Source organism: Methylovirgula ligni (genome assembly GCF_004135935.1).
Lineage (GTDB): Bacteria > Pseudomonadota > Alphaproteobacteria > Rhizobiales > Beijerinckiaceae > Methylovirgula > Methylovirgula ligni.
In genome coordinates, this window is record NZ_CP025086.1 from 1,314,102 (window position 1) to 1,331,617 (window position 17,516).

The following is a 17,516-nucleotide window of genomic DNA, read 5'->3' on the forward strand; positions in this document are numbered from 1 at the left end:
GCATGGACGAGAAGACACGCAATCACGACCGTTCGCTGATCCGCAGCATCGCTGAAGCAATGCCGCAGGCGGTCGTCGTCATCGATCGCAACGACCGCATCCTGGCCGCCAATTCCGCCGCGCATGCGATCTTGCCGGGCTTGCAAACGGATATTCCGCTGGCGCGCACGCTGCGCGCTCCGGATGTGCTCGATGCGCTCGACCGGGTGCGCGAGGACGGCCGCAGCCAGCGCGTCGTCTGGGCGGAGAAATTTCCGGTCGAGCGGCTGTTCGAGGTCAATATCGCCGCGCTCGCGGACGAGAATTTCGAGCGGGCGCTGATACTGTCGCTGCATGACCTGAGCGATGCCCGCCGGCTGGAGCGCATGCGCGTCGATTTCGTCGCCAATGCGAGCCACGAGCTGCGCACGCCGCTCGCCTCGCTGCTTGGCTTCGTCGAGACGTTGCAGGGACCGGCCAAGGACGATGCCGAGGCGCGCACGCGGTTCCTCGCCATCATGCGCGAACAGGCGCAGCGGATGGCGCGGCTGGTCGATGATCTGCTGTCGCTGTCGCGGATCGAGCAGCATCTGCATGTGCGGCCGGAGACGCCGGTCGATCTTATCGGCATCTTCCGCCATATTGCCGATACGCTCTCACCCGTCGCGGAGGAGCGCGATGTCACGCTCAGCATCATTGCGCCGAAGGCCATCGTCGTCCCCGGCGATCGCGATGAGCTTCTCCGCGTTGCCGAGAACCTGATCGAAAATTCGATCAAATACGGCGCGTCCGACCCGCGCACGTCCGACCGGCACGTGGATGTCGAACTCACGACGCATGGGCGTCAGGCGCAGATTCACGTGCGCGATCACGGGCCAGGCATAGCGCCGGAACATCTGCCGCGGCTGACCGAGCGCTTCTATCGCGTCGATGCCGGGCAGAGCCGCGCCAAGGGCGGCACCGGCCTCGGCCTCGCGATCGTGAAACATATCGTCGCACGCCACGGCGGGCGCTTAAACATTGAATCTAAACTGGGTGAAGGCGCGACGTTTACGGTGACGCTGCCGCTTTTCGAGGACTAAACGTCCTCCTCCACACCCGTCATGTAAACGTCATGTGATTGTCGTAAATGCTTTGCCCGCTCTCCCTAGGGTGCCGCTTGCGCGGGTCAGCCTGGAAGGTTCGACATGCAGCGCATTTTTCTCAGTTTTGAGAGGCATAATATGAGTTTCAAGTCCTTCGTAAGGACGGGTTTGGTCGCCGCTGCGGCGATCGCCGTCTTTGCTGGCGCCCAAGCCACCGACATCTCCGGCGCTGGTGCCACCTTCCCCTATCCGATCTATTCGAAATGGGCCGCCGCCTATAAGACCGAGACCGGCGACAGCCTGAACTATCAGTCAATCGGCTCCGGCGGTGGCATCAAGCAGATCGAAGCCCGCACCGTGACCTTCGGCGCGACCGACAAGCCGCTCGACAGCGCCGATCTCGAAAAGAATGGCCTCGTCCAGTGGCCGCAGGTCATCGGCGGCATCGTCCCGGTCATCAATCTCGACGGCATCGCCTCCGGCGCGATTGCTCTCGACGGCCCGACCCTCGCCAAGATCTTCCTCGGCGAGATCAAGACCTGGGATGATGCGGCGATTGCCAAGCTGAACCCCGGCGTCAAGCTGCCTTCGACCGCGATTGCCGTCGTCCACCGCGCCGATGGTTCGGGCACCACCTTTAACTTCACCGATTATCTGTCGAAGGTTTCGCCGGATTGGAAGGCGAAGGTCGGTTCCGCGACCGCGGTGCAATGGCCGGCCGGTATCGGCGCCAAGGGCAATGAGGGCGTTGCCAACAATGTCATCCAGACCAAGGGCGCCATCGGCTATGTCGAATATGCCTACGCGCTGCAGAACAAGCTGACCTACACCAAGCTCATCAACAGCGCCGGCAAGACTGTCGCGCCGGAGACGCCGAGCTTCCAGGCGGCCGCTGCGAATGCCGACTGGGCGCATGCCCCCGGCTTCCAACTGATCCTGACCAATCAGCCCGGCGACGCATCCTGGCCGATCACCGCCGCGACCTTCATTCTGCTGCCGAAGCAGCCGAAGGATGAGGCGGCGGCCAAGGCGGCGCTGAAGTTCTTCGCCTGGGCCTTTGACAAGGGCGGCCCGGCGGCCGAGGCGCTTGATTACATCCCGATTCCGGCTGCGGTCGTGACGCTCATCAAGAAGACCTGGGAGGACGAGGTCAAGGGCGCGGATGGCAAGGCTCTGGTGAACTAAACGAGCTTTCGATCCTCGACAAATCCGGATGCGGCGGCGGCGCCGCATCCTCAAAACAAGGATCGCCGTGCGCATAACCGGGTTACGGCAATCCTCTTGAGTGGCGGAGACGGCGTTTGGCGGACATAGCGGTAAAGGGCGGCCAGGTGGCCTACGAAGATGCCGCGCGGCGGGCGCGCGCGTTAAGCGGCTTCAAGTTCCGCGACACGACATTTCACTGGCTGACCTTTGGAGCGGCCGTCGCTGTCCTGTTGATCCTCGGCGGCGTCATTGCTTCGCTGATCTACGGCTCCCTGCCGGCGATCCGCGCCTTCGGCCTCGGCTTCCTCGTCAGCAATGTCTGGAACCCGGCGACCGACCATTATGGCGCCTTGGCCGCGGTCTATGGCACGGTGGTCACCTCCTTCATCGCCATGATCATCGCCGTGCCGATCGGCCTCGGCGTCGCGATCTTCCTCACCGAGCTTTGTCCGCACGCGCTGCGCCGGCCGATCGGCACGGCGATCGAGCTGCTCGCGGGCATTCCCTCGATCATCTATGGCATCTGGGGCCTGTTCGTCCTCGGCCCGTTCCTCCAGCAATATATCCAGCCGGCGCTGATCAAGGCCTTCGCTAACATCCCGGTTCTCAGCACGCTGTTCGCCGGGCCGCCCTATGGCATCGGCCTGCTGACGGCGGGCCTTATTCTCGCGATCATGGTTTTGCCCTTCGTCTCGGCGGTTGCGCGCGACGTCTTCGACACGGTGCCGCCGCTGCTCAAGGAGGCGGGCTACGGCATGGGGTACACCACCTGGGAAGTGATCCGGAACATCGTCATCCCCTATACACGCGTCGGCGTGCTGGGCGGGGTAATGCTTGGCCTGGGCCGCGCGCTCGGCGAGACCATGGCGGTCACCTTCGTCATCGGCAATGCTGACGTTATTCCCACTTCGTTGCTTGCGCCGGGAACGACGATTTCCGCCGCGATCGCCAATGAATTCACCGAGGCAGTCGGCGATCTCTATACCTCGTCGCTCATCGAACTCGGCCTGATCCTGTTCGTCATCACCTTTATCGTGCTGGCGATCTCGCGGTTCATGCTGATGCGGCTCGAGAGGCAGGGGGGGTAATCATGGCGCTTTACGATTCCCGCAAACGGGCCAACGCAGTCTGGCTCGGCCTCTGCTACGCCTCCGTGGTCTTTGGCCTGTTCTTCCTGGTGCTCATCCTCATCACGCTGCTGTGGAACGGCTTTTCCGGACTGTCGGTTGCCGTCTTCACGCAGAACACGCCGCCGCCCGACAGCGCCGGCGGCCTGCTGAACGCCATTGTCGGCAGCCTCATCATCACGATCCTCGGCGTGGCGATTGGCACGCCGCTCGGCATGCTCGCCGGCACTTACATGGCGGAATACGGACGCAACACGAAGCTCACCCAGGTGGTGCGTTTCATCAACGACATCTTGCTCAGCGCGCCGTCGATCGTCATCGGCCTGTTCATCTATCAGGTCATGGTGACGCGCATGGGCCATTTCTCCGGCATCGCCGGCGCCGCGGCGCTCGCCGTGATTGTCATTCCAATCGTCGTGCGCACCACCGAAAACATGCTGCTGCTCGTCCCCGGCGCCCTGCGCGAGGCGGCGAGCGCGCTCGGCTTGCCGCGTGCAACCGTGGTCGCGAAGATCGCCTACAAGGCGGCGCGCGCCGGATTGATCACCGGCGTTCTGCTGGCCATCGCGCGCGTCAGCGGCGAGACGGCGCCGCTGCTCTTCACCGCGCTCAACAACCAGTTCTATTCGACCGATCTCAACGCGCCGATGGCGAGCCTGCCGGCCATCATCTTCCAGTTCGCGATGAGCCCCTACAAGGCCTGGCAGGGGTTGGCCTGGACGGGCGCGCTGCTCATCACCCTTGCCGTGCTTGGCCTATCGATTCTGGCGCGGACCCTCAGCTCTCAAGGACCCAGCCGATGACCGCGGTAGCGACGACGACAGTGCCGGCCACAAACGAGCTTCCGACGAAGATCTCGGTCCGCAACCTGCAATTCTATTACGGCCAGAATCATGCGGTGAAGGACGTCAACATCCCGCTCTACACCAACAAGGTGACGGCGCTGATCGGGCCCTCCGGCTGCGGGAAATCGACGCTGCTGCGTGTGATGAACCGGATGTACGATCTCTATCCCGGCCAGCGCGCCGAGGGCGAGGTCATGCTCGACGGCGAGAATATTCTCAAGCCGGGGCAGGATCTCAATCTGCTGCGCGCGCGTGTCGGCATGGTGTTCCAGAAACCGACGCCGTTTCCGATGACGATCTATGAAAACATCGCCTTCGGCGTGCGGCTCTATGAAAAGCTTTCGCGGGCCGATCTCGACGCGCGGGTCGAGACGGCGTTGCGCGGCGCGGCACTGTGGGACGAGGTCAAGGACAAGCTCAATGCGAGCGGCCTGTCACTCTCGGGTGGCCAGCAGCAGCGGCTCTGCATTGCCCGCACCATCGCCATCCACCCCGAGGTCATCCTGTTCGACGAGCCGTGCTCGGCGCTCGATCCCATATCCACCGCGAAAGTGGAAGAACTGATCGATGAGCTGAAGGACAAGTATACGATCGCCATCGTCACGCATAACATGCAGCAGGCGGTGCGCGTCTCGGAATATACCGCGTTCATGTACCTCGGCGAACTGGTCGAGTTCGGAACCACCACGCAGATCTTTACGGCGCCCGAAAACCAGCGGACCCAGAACTACGTCACCGGCCGTTTCGGCTGAGGCCAGCGATTCCAGGACCAGATGCCATGACCGACCATACCGTCAAAGCTTACGACAACGAGCTTGAGGCTCTCGGCCGCAAAATTGCGGAGATGGGCGGCATTGCCGAGCAGATGCTCAGCAATGCAATGGACGCTCTCGCGACTCTCGATACCAGTCTGGCACGGACCACCGTCGCCATGGATCAGCGTCTCGATATTCTGCAACGCGATGTCGAGGAGCAGGCGATCCTGACCATCGCCAAGCGCCAGCCGCTTGCGGCGGATCTGCGCGAGATCATCGCTGCGATCCGCATCTCCGGCGATCTCGAGCGTGTCGGCGATCTCGCCAAGAACATCGCCAAGCGGGCGTTGAAGCTTTCCGGCGAAACACGGCTGCCGCGCGCCGTCGTCGGACTCAAATCGATGCACGAGGCGGCGGCGATGCTGCTGAAGGACGCGCTCGATGCCTATGCGCTGCGCGATGTCGAGCGCGCACGCATGGTCTGGACGCATGACGTGGAGCTCGACGCGCTGGAAGATTCGGTCTTCCGCGATCTTTTGACCTTCATGATGGAAGACCCGCGTAACATTTCGTTCTGTGCGCATCTTTTGTTCTGCTCGAAAAATATCGAGCGGATTGGCGATCATTCCACCAACATCGCAGAAACGGTCGTCTATCTCGTCACTGGCGAGACCTTGCCGATGGACCGGCCAAAAGGGCCGTCGCCGGCGGCCGATTATCTGCCCCTGCCCAAGTGAGCCATAGATGAACAATCAGATCATCTCTGTTCCCGACCCGCGCCCCGCCGCCGCCTCCGAGCCGCGCGGTGTGTCGCCACGGCCGAATTCCGCCGCCGTCGCACCGCCGCGCATCCTCGTCGTCGAGGACGAAGCCGCGCTGAGCCTGCTGCTCAGTTACAATCTTGAGGCGGAAGGCTTCATTGTCGAGCGCGTCGAGCGCGGCGACGAGGCGGAATTGCGGCTTGTCGAATCGCCGCCGGACCTCGTCATCCTTGACTGGATGCTGCCGGGTGTTTCGGGCCTTGAAATCTGTCGGCGTATGCGCGCGCGCGATGCGACGCGCAGCCTGCCCGTCATCATGCTGACGGCGCGCGGTGACGAAAGCGAGCGGGTGCGCGGGCTCTCGATCGGCGCCGACGATTATATCGTCAAGCCCTTCTCGGTGCCGGAATTGATGGCGCGGGTGCGGGCGCTGCTGCGGCGGGCGCGGCCGGATCGTGTCGCGGCGCTGCTCACGGCTGGTGATCTTGCGCTCGACCGCGAAAATTGGCGGGTCAGCCGCGGCGATCGCAATGTCCATCTCGGGCCGACCGAGTTCCGGCTGCTCGAATATCTCATGGGCAAGCCTGGCCGCGTCTTTTCGCGCGCGCAATTGCTCGACTCGATCTGGGGCTTCTCGGCGGAGATCGACGAGCGCACCGTTGATGTTCATGTCGGGCGCTTGCGCAAGGCGCTGTCGCAAGGCGGGGAACGGGACCCCATCCGCACGATCCGCGGCGCGGGCTATTCCTTCGACGAGACGTTCGGCAAGAACGACTGATCCCGTCTCATTGCGACCAAAGCGAAGCAATCCAGAACTATCGTCGTTTTCTGGATTGCTTTGTCGCTGACGCGCCTCGCAATGATGAGTTAGGCCGACTGGACGCGCCGGCGGCGGTCCTGCACGGGCTGATAGGCGATGCGGCTGTGATAGCTGCAATAGGGGCCGCTCTGGCTGGCGCCCTTCTTGGCGCCGCAGAACCGGAATTCGCCCGTGGCGGGGTCGCCCATCGGCCAGCGGCACATAGATTCCTTCAAATCCATGATCGTGACCATTTCGGACATCGGGATCACAACATCTTCCTGGGGTGCCGGCTGGATGGCCGTGTTTGGTTGGGGTCGCATGGCGAGGGCGGTATTGCCGCGCACAAGGGGCATGCTTGAGCGCTGATGCGCCGCCGGTCGCGCGACTTTCGGCCGAGCCCGGGCGATGGCCGGAACCGCCGTCTTGACGCGCCCGGACATTCCGAGCCGGTGAACCTTGCCGATCACCGCGTTGCGGCTAATGCCATTGGCAAGTTCACGAGCGATTTGGCTGGCGCTGAGCCCTTCCAGCCAGAGTTTGCGCAGAAGCTCCACCCGTTCATCGGTCCAGGACATTCAGTCCTCCTCGATTTGGATCGGAAAAATTAGCCTGTACGCGGCTAACGAGACCCGACAAACGCGGTACAGCAGGCAGAATCCGGAATCGCCGCAGCGCCGGAAAACCGGCGTCGTACAAAAGGTTACGCATTATGATGGCCCGCCGCACGAGATGTCGTAGTCGACGCCTGAGAGGCTACACTAGGCGTTGAATCCCGCGCAAGAGTCGCAATGACCTTCCCAAGGGCGTTTTCAACAATCCACATCGCCGGGACCGCACCCGCGTCATTGTGACTCGGGGGACTATGAATCGGCCCGATACCCTCGGGGGACTAGGCCGCCGGGCGGCAAAAATTTGACCGGCGGCGTCGAGCCCCTTAAAATGGTTTTTTCCTGTTGCCGCTCCTCCGGGGCGGCACTTTTCTTTGGTGGATCGCCCGATCGAGTGCGGTGCCGCGGAGCGACAGGACAGCCGCCGCCGTAAAATCGCTGGAGCTTTAGCCGTGACGTCGTCGCTTCTCCCTACCTATGCGCGTTTCAACCTTGCCTTCGAGCGGGGTGAAGGCGCCTGGCTCTACGCGACGAATGGCGACAAATATCTCGATTTCGGCGCCGGCATTGCCGTCGTCTCCGTCGGCCATTGCCATCCCCATCTCGTCAAGGCGCTGAAGGAGCAGGGCGAGAAGCTCTGGCACGTTTCCAACCTTTTCGAGATTCCGCAGGCTGAAAAGCTTGGGGCGCGCCTCGTCGCGGAGAGCTTCGCCGATCTGGTCTTCTTCACTAATTCCGGCACCGAGGCGATGGAAGGCGCGATCAAGACCGCGCGCCGCTACCAATTCGTCAGCGGCCATCCCGAGCGCTACAGGATCGTCACCTTCCAGGGCGCCTTCCACGGGCGGACGCTCGCGTCCGTTGCGGCGGGCGGCAATCCCAAATATCTCGAAGGCTTCGGGCCGCCGCTCGAGGGCTTCGATTCCGTTCCGTTTGGCGATCTTGCCGCCGTCAAGACGGCGATAACGCGTGAGACGGCGGCCATCCTGATCGAGCCGGTGCAGGGCGAGGGCGGCATCCGTGTCGCGACGCCGGACTTCCTCGAAGCCTTGCGGGCTCTTTGCGACGCGCATGGGCTGCTGCTGATCTTCGACGAAGTGCAGAGCGGCATGGGCCGCACCGGCAAGCTGTTCGCTTACCAGCATTCGCGCATCACGCCGGACATTATGGGCCTCGCCAAGGGCATCGGCGGCGGTTTCCCACTCGGGGCTTTCCTGACGACGCGTAAGGTCGGCGCCTGCATGACGCCGGGCACGCATGGCACGACCTATGGCGGCAATCCGCTGGCGACAGCGGTCGGCAATGCGCTGCTCGATGTCGTGCTTGGCGAAGGCTTCCTCGCTCATGTGGTGAAAATCGGCGCCTCCCTCGGCCAGGGCCTCGCCGAATTGCAGCGGCGCTATCCCGATGTGATCGAGGAAGTGCGCGGCACGGGTCTCATGTATGGCCTGCGGGTCGTCGGCGCCGTCGGCGCTTTCGTCAATACGGCGCTGGAGGAGAAGCTGATCACCGTGCCGGCGAGCGACAATGTCGTGCGTCTGCTGCCGCCGCTCACCGTGAACGAGGTGGAGATCGCTCTCGCGTTGACCCGTCTCAACGCCGTCGCGGAAAAGATTTCTGCGCAGGCCAAACGCGCGCAGCGCGGAGCCGCGTGATGAGCACGGCCTTGCGCCCTGCGTCGGCGCCGAAGCATTTTCTCGATCTTTCGGAGGTCTCGGCCGAGGAGTTGCGGCGGATTCTCTCGCTCGCCGGAGCGATCAAGAGCCGCCGCCGCAAGGGTCAGCTCGCGGCCGAGCGGCCCTTGACGGGCAAAGTCATGGCCATGATTTTCGACAAGCCCTCGACCCGCACGCGCGTCTCCTTCGACGTCGCGATGCGCGAACTCGGCGGCGAGACGATCATGCTCACCGGCAAGGAAATGCAGCTCGGCCGCGGCGAAACCATCGCCGATACGGCGCGGGTTCTGTCGCGCTTCGTCGATGCCATTGTCATCCGCGTGCTCGATCATAACGAGCTTGCCGAACTGGCGTTCAACGCCGAGATACCGGTCGTCAACGGCCTTACCAAGAAGTCGCATCCCTGCCAGGTGATGGCCGATGTCCTGACCTTCGAGGAGCATCGCGGCCCGATCAAGGACCGCACGGTCGCCTGGACGGGCGACGCCAACAACGTGCTCACGAGCTGGGTCCACGCGGCGCAGCGCTTCGATTTCACGATCAATGTCGCGAGCCCCGCGGAACTCGATGTGTCGCTGGAACTCAAGTCCTGGGCCAAGGCCAATAATGCGCGGCTCAATATCACGCGCGATCCTTTCGAGGCCGTGCGCGGCGCCGACGCGGTGATCTCGGATTGCTGGGTATCGATGGGCGACAAGGACGAGAACTTCCGCCACAATCTGCTCGCGCCCTATCAGGTCAATGCAAAGCTGATGAACGCGGCGGCCAAAGACGCGATCTTCATGCACTGTCTGCCGGCGCATCGTGGCGAGGAGGTCACTGATGAGGTGATCGACGGGCCGCAATCGGTCGTCTTCGACGAGGCCGAAAACCGGCTGCACGCGCAGAAGGGCATCCTCGCCTGGTGCTTCGACGCGGTGGCGGTAGCGGGATGAGCAAGTCGGAACCCTCGTTACGTGCGGTCTCCGATCAAGCCTACGACGATATTGCGTTGCCCTTCGCGATCGAGGCGCTCGACGTGCGCGGCCGCCTTGTGCGGCTCGGGCCGGCGATTGACGAGATCCTCACCCGTCATGCCTATCCGCCCGCCATCGCGCGGCTTGTCGGCGAGGCGGCGGCGCTCACCGCACTGCTCGGCGCGGCGCTGAAGTCGGAAGGCCGGCTGCAATTGCAAACGCGCAGCGACGGCATCGTCGACATGATCGTGGTTGATTTCGATGCGCCGGACCGGCTGCGCGCCTTCGCGCGGTTCGATGAGGCGAAACTCGTCGCGGCGATGCCGGGCGCCGAGCTTCTCGGCCGGGGCCATCTGGCGCTGACGATCGAGCAAGGCAGTGACGTCGCGCGCTATCAGGGCGTGGTCGCGCTCGAAGGGCAAGGGCTTGAAGAAGCCGCGCATCAATATTTCCGCCAATCGGAGCAGATTCCGACCTTCGTTCGCCTCGCTGTGGCCGAGAGCCTGACGGGCGCGGCGACGAACTGGCGCGCGGGCGGACTCCTGCTGCAATTTTTGCCGGCCTCGATCGAGCGTCAGCGCCGGGCCGATCTCGCGCCGGGGGATGTGCCGGAAGGCGCCATCGTGCCGGAAATTCTCGAAGACGACGCCTGGGCCGAGGCCAAGGCGCTGGCCGCGACGGTTGAAGATCACGAACTGGTCGATCCCAGCCTTTCGAGCGAGCGACTGCTGTATCGGCTGTTCCATGAACGCGGCGTCACGGTCTTTGCGCCGCAAAGCCTGCGCGCCGCGTGCCGCTGCTCGGACGAGCGCATCGCTACCATGCTGCGCAATTTTACGCAGCAGGAACGCGACGACATGGTCGGCGATAACGGCAAGATCGGCGTCACCTGCGAATTCTGCTCGACATATCGCGAATTCGACCCGGCCGATTTCAAGGAATCGGACGCCTGATCGGTTAAGGCAGGCTCAACCCGGCCTTCTCCGCGGTCGGGGCCTCGGCGGCGAATGTCTTGATCACCGCCGGGCGCGCCAGCATCCGTGCGCGATGCGCTTCGAGGCTCGGGAATTCGCCGGGCGCGAAATCAAACCGCGCCGCGAAGCGCCAGAACAGCCGGAAGAGGAAGATATCGACGACCGAATAATCGCCAAGCGCCCATTCGCGCGCCCCGAGCCTGTGCGCCGCGAGGGAAAAGGCGTCCCGCGCCTGCGCGGCGTCGGCGCGTGCGCCATGCACGGTCGAAGCAAGGAATGACATCCAGGAGAGCGCCTGTGCCTCGCCTTCGATATCCTCGGGTAGCAGTTTCGCCTGCGGATATGTCCGGCCGACATAGAAAAGAATCGCCAGAACCTCAGTCAGAAGCCGGCCGTCGATCAGCAGGCTCGGCACCTTGCCCTCGGCGTTGACGGCCAGAAACTCGGACTTGCGGGTTTCCTGCGTGGCGACGAGAACCGGCTGCGCCTCGAACGCGGCGCCGGCCTCATGCAACGCGATATGCACGGCCAGCGAACTCGATCCCGGCGAGAAATACAGAACGAGCAAGGCGATCTCCTTTGGATTGGCGTTCGACCTGAGTCATAAGCGGTCATGGCCAGAATATCGGCGCTTCTCATTGCAGGCCCGACGGCGAGCGGCAAGTCGCATCTCGCGCTGCGTCTCGCCGAGCGTCTCGGCGGTGTGCTCATCAACGCCGATTCGATGCAGGTCTATCGCGACCTGCGCATTCTGACCGCGCGGCCGAGCGCGGCGGACGCGGCGCGGGCGCCGCATCTTTTGTTCGGCCATGTCGACGGCGCGATCAACTATTCCGTCGGGCGTTATGTCGAAGAAGTGGCGGCCCCCCTGGCGCAAGCGCGCGCGGAGGGGCGACTGCCGATCTTCGTCGGGGGGACGGGGCTTTATTTCAAGGCGCTGACGCAGGGGATCTCGGACATGCCGCGCGTGCCGGAAGCGGTACGGGCGGAATGGCGTGCCCGCGCCGAAATGATGCCGGTCGCCGCGCTCCATGCCGAGCTGGCGGCGCGCGACCCTTTAATGGCGGCGCGGCTCAAGCCGAGCGATCCGCAGCGTATTCTGCGCGCGCTCGAGGTCCATGCGGCGACCGGGCAGAGCCTCGCCTTTTTCCAGGCCGAAAAAGGCAAGCCGTTGCTCGATATGGAAAGTTGCCGGGCGATTTTCCTGGCGCCGGAGCGCGCGGCGTTGCGCGCCGCGATCGATCGCCGCTTCGAGGCGATGCTGGAGAGCGGCGCGCTGGATGAAGTCGCGGCGCTGAAAGAGCGCGGGCTTGACGCCGCCCTGCCGGTGATGCGTGCGCTCGGCGTGCCGCAGCTTCTGCGTTATCTGGCGGACGAGAGTGATCTCGCCACCGCAACTGAATCTGCCAAGCGCGACACGCGCGCCTATGCCAAGCGGCAATTCACTTTCGCGCGGCATCAATTGCCGCAATTCCAATGGGTGAGCCCGGAGGAGGCCGAGACGGCGCTGGCCGTGTTGTTCTAGGAAAAATAAGCCGGCAGATCCCTGAGCATGGGATGAGCATGGTCCTTGTCGGAGAGGACGGCGCGACCTGGTGCCACGGGCCAGGGAATATCCAGTTCGGGATCGTCCCAGGCAAGGCCAAGGTCATGCCCGCGGGAATAATAAGACGTCACCTTGTAGAGCACTTCGCTATCGGGTTCGAGCGTACAGAAGCCATGCGCGAAGCCGGCCGGAACCCAGAGCTGCGTCCAATTTTCCGCGCTCAGGGTCGCCGAGACGAATTTGCCGTAGGTCGGGGACCCGCGCCGAATATCGACCGCGACGTCGAATACCGCGCCGCGCAAAACGCGCACGAGCTTGCCCTGCTCAGCCGGCGGCGATTGGAAATGCAGCCCGCGGATCGTCCCGGCCTGCGTCGATAGCGATTGATTGTCCTGAACAAAACGGACGTCGCCGAGCGCCTCGCGGAAAAGTCTTTCGTTATATGTTTCCGAAAAGAAGCCGCGCGAATCTTCGATTCTTTTCGGTCGCAACAGCAATGGACCGGAAATGGGGAAAGTCGTCGTTTCCATTCAAAACTCGCTTAACGCGATCAGTATACATGACCTGATACATGACTTGCGTTCTCGCAATGTGACGCGGCTCTGTCCACGTGCCCGATGGGGCGCGACGCAAGAGCGGGATCGGACGGCCCGATCCAGGTTCCATTGTCATCGAGGTGATATTTCAGGGCAATCCGGCCCGCCTCGGCGGTCGCGCTTATGCCCTGCGCGGAGAGGAATTTATAAAGTGGATTTTTATCCGTCAGGGTCGGCCGCCTGTGAACGGCGACGGCATCGCCAAGTACCCCGATTGAATTTCCGTAAAGGCGACGGACCTCGGCGCTTAGGAGCATATCGACCCCCCAACCGCTGATCGATTCGCCGAAGACCCAGCCGCAGTCCCGCAAAGCGCGGCGTGAAATCAGCGGCATCATGATCTCGACGCCGGAAGCATAGTGCAGGCCGGCGCCGACACTGGGCTGCTTGAGAAACGGATAATAGCAGCTTGACCCGGCGGAGAGGGACGCCTGAAGCAAATCAAGCTGGTATTCAGATCTGGCCTGAAAAAGCGCACCGATATCCCGCTGCGAAATCTCAACATCGTCATCGAGGAAGAGCGTCGCGTCGTAACGGTCGAAAAGCTCCGGGACGGAGTCCATAAGCGTTTTGATGGCCGTCGTCTTGGTGCCTCTCTGGGCAAACGCATATTGAACAGCATCGATATTGCCGATGCCGTCGTAGAAATTGATCAGGATATCGAAGGGAGCGTCCGGCGCGGCGAATTTCGGGACAAAGTCCTTTCCGGCCTGCACGAAGACCAGGAATTTTTTGATGGCCGAAGGCGCAATTTTGAGCGTTTGCAGATCGATCGAAGCGCGGAACTTGCGTTGGCTCGCTTCGAGTTCGGCCGCGTTCAGCGGCGGATTTGCATCGGCGTCGCAAAGATACTCGAAAGCGCAGCGCTTCTCGTAGTGTCTTCGGTCGCGGGCAATTGCGGCTTTGAAAAATCTCGTCTCGAAGCGTGGCGAAGGGGAGAATCCCCCTTCGAAGCCGACACGCCAGAAGTGCTTGAGGGGGCTTTCTTCAACCGACGGTTGCGTTATGCGCTCCTTGGCGTACCAGTCGGCGTCGAAATAGTCGGAGGTCGACTGCGTCCACAGCGCCGGATCGCGCAAATAGTCGGCGAACCGCCGCGTCTTCGCGCGCTTTTCAAAGAAAACCGGATCGAAGAATGGGTTCGGGCGCCAGCCACGCCGCTCGCCGCACAACAGATAATGCGGCAAAGACAAGAATGCGAAATATTCTGACTTGAGATAATGATTTTTGAAATAGTGCCTGTTGTAGGCGGAATGCATAAACAGCCCGCTGCACGCAAGCAGGCTATAGTCGCGCAGAAATCGGCTGATCTTCCGTGCAGCGGCAGAAAAATCCATGTGCCCCACGCGTAGGTTCATACGCCGAAATCACCACCCCCGAATTGCGACGGCCGCTTCGTCGATTTCTGCAAAACGTGCCGTCCCCACCGAGGTTCCCGCCCGTGCGCAAGTCCTAGCCTCTGTATCTATACTACAACATTGCCCGAGGAGGTCGAATCCTCGCCCTGTGTTCGACAAATCCTAAGCGTGATATTTTGCCATCCACAAGCATTTGCGTGATCATTACAAAAGAAGTCCAAGAGATTGGCCGGAACCGCCCGCGATTCCGATCCGTGTCAGATAACCAGACTGGGTTCTGATCATGAAGCGTTTTTTGGTGACGGGCGGCGCGGGGTTCATCGGTTCTGCCGTCGTGCGGCACCTCGTCGGGGATCTCGGCCATCAAGTTTGCGTGCTCGATAAATTGACCTACGCGGGCAATCTCGAAAATCTTGAGCCCATCGCCCGGAGCGCGCGTTTTCATTTTGCCCGGCTCGATATTTGCGACGTCGCCGCCGTACGCGCGCTCTTCGCCGAGTTCCAGCCCGAAGTCGTGATGCATCTCGCGGCCGAGAGCCACGTCGATCGCTCCATCGACGGGCCGGCGGCCTTTATCCAGACGAATGTCGTGGGCACGTTTCATCTTCTCGATGTGGCCCATGATTATTGGCAAAGCTTGCCGCCGGACGGCAGGGCGGGGTTCCGCTTTCATCATGTTTCGACCGACGAGGTTTTCGGTTCGCTCCATGACGAGGGGCTTTTCTCCGAGACGAGCCCCTATCAGCCGAACTCGCCCTATTCGGCATCAAAGGCCGCGTCCGATCATTTGGTGCGCGCATGGAACCACACTTATGGGCTTCCTGCGGTGGCGTCGAATTGTTCGAATAATTATGGCCCTTATCATTTCCCCGAGAAATTGATTCCGCTCATCATCCTCAACGGGCTTGAGGGCAAGCCGCTGCCGATCTATGGCCAGGGCGACAACATTCGCGACTGGCTTTACGTGGAAGATCACGCGCGCGCCCTGGTCTTGGTTGCGGAGCAAGGGCGCGTCGGCGAAACCTACAATATTGGCGGGTCGAGCGAGCGCACCAATCTGCAAGTGGTCGAGGCCGTCTGCGATCTGGTCGATGAGATGGCGCCGGATGCCGCGATCGGCCCGCGTCGGGAGCTGATCCGGTTCGTCGCCGACCGCCCAGGCCACGACAAGCGCTACGCCATCGATGCCGGCAAGATCAAACGCGAACTCGGCTTCACGCCGCGGGAAAGTTTTGAGACCGGCCTGCGCAAGACAGTGCGCTGGTATCTGGACAACGAAGCCTGGTGGCGGCGCCTCCGCACCAGCGTTTATCGCGGCGAGCGTTTGGGTCACGTCGCATGAGCGACTCCATCCTGATTTTCGGGGCCGGAGGCCAACTCGGGCAGGAGATTTTGGCGCAGGCTGCGGCGCAAGGCCGCGATGTTATCGGGCTCGCGCGTCCACAGGCCGATATATGCGACATTTCCGCGGTCGCGCGGCATATTGCCGAGACGCGCCCGCGGCTCATTGTGAACGCGGCCGCCTATACGGCGGTCGACAAGGCCGAGAGCGAGGCGGAGACAGCACGGCTTGTGAATGTCTTCGGCGCAGCCAACGTCGCGAGCGCCGCTGCCGCCGCCAATGTTCCGCTTGTCCATCTTTCGACCGATTATGTCTTCGATGGCAGCAAGCGCGGTCCTTATGTCGAAAGCGATCCGGTCGCGTCCCTCGGCGTTTATGGGCGGACCAAGGCTGAGGGCGAGGCGGCCGTGCGCGCCGCCGCGCCGCGCCATGTCATTTTGCGCACGGCTTGGGTCTACGGCCGTTTCGGCCATAATTTCCTGAAGACGATTTTGCGGCTCGCCGGGGAGCGGCCGGAATTGCGCGTCGTTGCCGACCAGACGGGGTGTCCGACGGCAACGCAGGATCTTGCCGCGGCGATTTTTGCGATCGACAGGGCTGTCCAGGACGGAAACGCCGTGGAGTGGGGCACTTATCATTTCGCAGGGCCCGATGCGACGAGCTGGCACGGCTTTGCCGAGGCCATTGTCGCGGCGCAGGCGCGGTGGACGGGAATGCGGCCCCCGGTGACGGCGATCTCCAACGAGGATTATCCGACCCCGGCACGCCGGCCGCCCAATTCGCAACTCGACAGCGGCCGGTTCGCCGCTGCTTTCGGCTATCGGGCCATCCCCTGGCGCCCGCGCGTCGCCGAGACGGTTCAGGCGTTGCTGCAACCCGTGGAGACGTGCGTTTGAAGGGGATTATTCTGGCGGGCGGCACCGGCACGCGCCTTTACCCGCTGACGATCGCGCTGTCGAAGCAATTGCTGCCTGTCTACGACAAGCCGATGATCTATTATCCGCTGTCGGTTTTGATCATGGCGGACATTCGAGACATCCTGATCATCACCACGTTGCAGGATCAGCACGCGTTTCGGAAATTGCTTGGCGACGGAAGCCAGTTCGGCATCAAGCTGAGCTATGCCGTCCAGGATGCGCCGCGCGGCCTCGCTGAAGCTTTCATTATCGGGCGCCGCTTCGTCGGGGACGACAATGTCGCGCTCGTGCTCGGCGACAACATATTTTACGGCCACGGCCTGACGGAGCTTCTCAAGCAGGCAGCCAAGCGAACCGAAGGCGCCACCATCTTCGGTTATGTCGTCGCGGATCCGCAGCGCTACGGCGTAGTGGAACTCGACGCGCAGAAGCGCCCCGTCTCGATCGTCGAAAAACCCACCGCACCGCAATCCGATCTCGCGGTCACTGGGCTCTATTTCTACGACAACGACGTCCTGGAGATTGCCGCGGCGGTCAAGCCTTCAGGGCGCGGAGAATTGGAAATCACCGATGTCAACCGCGCCTATCTGGAGCGCGGCAAGCTGAACGTCGAGATCATGGGCCGGGGCTTTGCCTGGCTCGATACGGGCACGCACGACAGCCTGATAGAGGCCGGAAATTTCGTCGAAATTCTTGAGCGCAGGCAGGGCTTGAAAATGTGCTGCCCGGAGGAGATCGCCTTTAATCAAGGGCTGATTACCCGTGCGCAATTGCTGGACATCGCCGCGCGTTACGGCAAATCGGGGTACGGGAAATATCTCGCCAGGGTTGCAAAGGAAAATTGAGCCGTTTTCTGCCCGCTTCGTTTCAGGCGGCAGCGGCCCTGCGCTTCCGCAGGCTGAGCCCAAAATGAGTGCATGCACACATATACACGGATTTGTGATCATCCTTCCGCAGAGGAAGTTATCCGCATGATCGATCTA

General features: G+C 62.5%; 18 protein-coding genes. 14 read left to right on the forward strand and 4 right to left on the reverse strand.

The window, feature by feature from the left end; translation table 11 throughout:
* Positions 1-2: 2 nt before the first annotated feature.
* From CWB41_RS06405 to phoB, 7 genes are all read left to right on the forward strand, one after another.
* On the forward strand, positions 3-1,061 hold the full coding sequence (locus CWB41_RS06405; RefSeq protein ID WP_115835058.1) for an ATP-binding protein: 1,059 nt from the start codon (positions 3-5) through the stop codon (positions 1,059-1,061).
* A gap of 141 nt (positions 1,062-1,202) precedes the next feature.
* On the forward strand, positions 1,203-2,249 hold the full coding sequence (gene pstS, locus CWB41_RS06410) for a phosphate ABC transporter substrate-binding protein PstS (RefSeq protein WP_115835057.1): 1,047 nt from the start codon (positions 1,203-1,205) through the stop codon (positions 2,247-2,249).
* A 116-nt stretch (positions 2,250-2,365) separates the two neighbouring features.
* A complete protein-coding gene (pstC, locus tag CWB41_RS06415; protein ID WP_115835056.1) occupies positions 2,366-3,358 on the forward strand; it encodes a phosphate ABC transporter permease subunit PstC in 993 nt (330 codons plus the stop codon).
* A 2-nt stretch (positions 3,359-3,360) separates the two neighbouring features.
* Complete coding sequence (gene pstA, locus CWB41_RS06420; protein WP_115835055.1) at positions 3,361-4,200, forward strand: phosphate ABC transporter permease PstA; 840 nt, start codon at positions 3,361-3,363, stop codon at positions 4,198-4,200.
* The gene (gene pstB / locus CWB41_RS06425) at positions 4,197-4,994 is read left to right on the forward strand and encodes a phosphate ABC transporter ATP-binding protein PstB (RefSeq protein WP_115835054.1); all 798 of its coding nucleotides are present in this window, start codon (positions 4,197-4,199) and stop codon (positions 4,992-4,994) included. Before pstA ends, pstB begins: the two co-directional genes overlap by 4 nt.
* A 26-nt stretch (positions 4,995-5,020) precedes the next feature.
* Complete coding sequence (gene phoU, locus CWB41_RS06430; protein ID WP_115835053.1) at positions 5,021-5,734, forward strand: phosphate signaling complex protein PhoU; 714 nt, start codon at positions 5,021-5,023, stop codon at positions 5,732-5,734.
* A 7-nt stretch (positions 5,735-5,741) separates the two neighbouring features.
* Positions 5,742-6,536 carry a phosphate regulon transcriptional regulator PhoB gene (phoB, locus tag CWB41_RS06435; protein ID WP_115835052.1) on the forward strand — a complete coding sequence of 265 codons (795 nt, stop codon included), beginning with the start codon at positions 5,742-5,744 and terminating at the stop codon, positions 6,534-6,536.
* 89 nt (positions 6,537-6,625) lie between these two features.
* Here the strand turns inward: phoB and CWB41_RS06440 are convergent, their stop codons facing one another.
* Positions 6,626-7,135, reverse strand: coding sequence for a GcrA family cell cycle regulator (locus tag CWB41_RS06440; protein ID WP_115835051.1), 510 nt, complete (start codon positions 7,133-7,135; stop codon positions 6,626-6,628).
* A gap of 485 nt (positions 7,136-7,620) precedes the next feature.
* On the opposite strand from CWB41_RS06440, the gene CWB41_RS06445 reads away from it, so the two are divergent.
* From CWB41_RS06445 to CWB41_RS06455, 3 genes are read left to right on the forward strand one after another with little or no spacing between them, the layout of a single operon-like run.
* Positions 7,621-8,823, forward strand: coding sequence for an aspartate aminotransferase family protein (locus CWB41_RS06445; RefSeq protein WP_115835050.1), 1,203 nt, complete (start codon positions 7,621-7,623; stop codon positions 8,821-8,823).
* A complete protein-coding gene (gene argF, locus CWB41_RS06450) occupies positions 8,823-9,779 on the forward strand; it encodes an ornithine carbamoyltransferase (protein WP_115835482.1) in 957 nt (318 codons plus the stop codon). The genes CWB41_RS06445 and argF overlap by 1 nt, the downstream gene beginning before the upstream one ends.
* Positions 9,776-10,753, forward strand: coding sequence for an Hsp33 family molecular chaperone (locus tag CWB41_RS06455; protein WP_115835049.1), 978 nt, complete (start codon positions 9,776-9,778; stop codon positions 10,751-10,753). Before argF ends, CWB41_RS06455 begins: the two co-directional genes overlap by 4 nt.
* A gap of 4 nt (positions 10,754-10,757) precedes the next feature.
* On the opposite strand, the gene CWB41_RS06460 is transcribed toward CWB41_RS06455, so the two are convergent.
* Positions 10,758-11,342: a glutathione S-transferase family protein gene (locus tag CWB41_RS06460; protein ID WP_115835048.1), complete on the reverse strand. Its 585-nt coding sequence runs from the start codon at positions 11,340-11,342 to the stop codon at positions 10,758-10,760.
* A gap of 45 nt (positions 11,343-11,387) precedes the next feature.
* On the opposite strand from CWB41_RS06460, the gene miaA reads away from it, so the two are divergent.
* Positions 11,388-12,299, forward strand: a complete 912-nt coding sequence (miaA, locus tag CWB41_RS06465; protein WP_115835047.1) for a tRNA (adenosine(37)-N6)-dimethylallyltransferase MiaA — start codon at positions 11,388-11,390, stop codon at positions 12,297-12,299.
* Here the strand turns inward: miaA and rfbC are convergent.
* Positions 12,296-12,850, reverse strand: coding sequence for a dTDP-4-dehydrorhamnose 3,5-epimerase (rfbC, locus tag CWB41_RS06470; protein ID WP_115835046.1), 555 nt, complete (start codon positions 12,848-12,850; stop codon positions 12,296-12,298). The genes miaA and rfbC overlap by 4 nt on opposite strands.
* Positions 12,851-12,870: 20 nt before the next feature.
* Positions 12,871-13,995: a DUF707 domain-containing protein gene (locus tag CWB41_RS06475; RefSeq protein ID WP_129396425.1), complete on the reverse strand. Its 1,125-nt coding sequence runs from the start codon at positions 13,993-13,995 to the stop codon at positions 12,871-12,873.
* A gap of 559 nt (positions 13,996-14,554) precedes the next feature.
* Between CWB41_RS06475 and rfbB the strand changes: the two genes are divergently transcribed.
* The 3 genes from rfbB to rfbA are packed head-to-tail and all read left to right on the forward strand — an operon-like array spanning position 14,555 to position 17,378.
* Positions 14,555-15,616, forward strand: coding sequence for a dTDP-glucose 4,6-dehydratase (gene rfbB, locus CWB41_RS06480; protein WP_115835044.1), 1,062 nt, complete (start codon positions 14,555-14,557; stop codon positions 15,614-15,616).
* Positions 15,613-16,512, forward strand: coding sequence for a dTDP-4-dehydrorhamnose reductase (gene rfbD, locus CWB41_RS06485; protein ID WP_115835043.1), 900 nt, complete (start codon positions 15,613-15,615; stop codon positions 16,510-16,512). Before rfbB ends, rfbD begins: the two co-directional genes overlap by 4 nt.
* Entirely contained in the window at positions 16,509-17,378 is an 870-nt protein-coding gene (rfbA, locus tag CWB41_RS06490; protein ID WP_115835042.1) for a glucose-1-phosphate thymidylyltransferase RfbA, read from the forward strand. Before rfbD ends, rfbA begins: the two co-directional genes overlap by 4 nt.
* The last annotated feature ends 138 nt before the right edge of the window (positions 17,379-17,516 follow it).

Coding starts and splice junctions, on each gene's coding strand:
- argF (WP_115835482.1), top strand. CDS start 8,823: ATGAGCACGGCCTTGCGCCCTGCGTCGGCGCCGAAGCATTTTCTCGAT.
- phoU (WP_115835053.1), top strand. CDS start 5,021: ATGACCGACCATACCGTCAAAGCTTACGACAACGAGCTTGAGGCTCTC.
- phoB (WP_115835052.1), top strand. CDS start 5,742: ATGAACAATCAGATCATCTCTGTTCCCGACCCGCGCCCCGCCGCCGCC.
- pstS (WP_115835057.1), top strand. CDS start 1,203: ATGAGTTTCAAGTCCTTCGTAAGGACGGGTTTGGTCGCCGCTGCGGCG.
- CWB41_RS06455 (WP_115835049.1), top strand. CDS start 9,776: ATGAGCAAGTCGGAACCCTCGTTACGTGCGGTCTCCGATCAAGCCTAC.
- pstB (WP_115835054.1), top strand. CDS start 4,197: ATGACCGCGGTAGCGACGACGACAGTGCCGGCCACAAACGAGCTTCCG.
- CWB41_RS06405 (WP_115835058.1), top strand. CDS start 3: ATGGACGAGAAGACACGCAATCACGACCGTTCGCTGATCCGCAGCATC.
- pstA (WP_115835055.1), top strand. CDS start 3,361: ATGGCGCTTTACGATTCCCGCAAACGGGCCAACGCAGTCTGGCTCGGC.
- miaA (WP_115835047.1), top strand. CDS start 11,388: ATGGCCAGAATATCGGCGCTTCTCATTGCAGGCCCGACGGCGAGCGGC.
- rfbD (WP_115835043.1), top strand. CDS start 15,613: ATGAGCGACTCCATCCTGATTTTCGGGGCCGGAGGCCAACTCGGGCAG.
- CWB41_RS06440 (WP_115835051.1), bottom strand. CDS start 7,135: ATGTCCTGGACCGATGAACGGGTGGAGCTTCTGCGCAAACTCTGGCTG.
- rfbC (WP_115835046.1), bottom strand. CDS start 12,850: ATGGAAACGACGACTTTCCCCATTTCCGGTCCATTGCTGTTGCGACCG.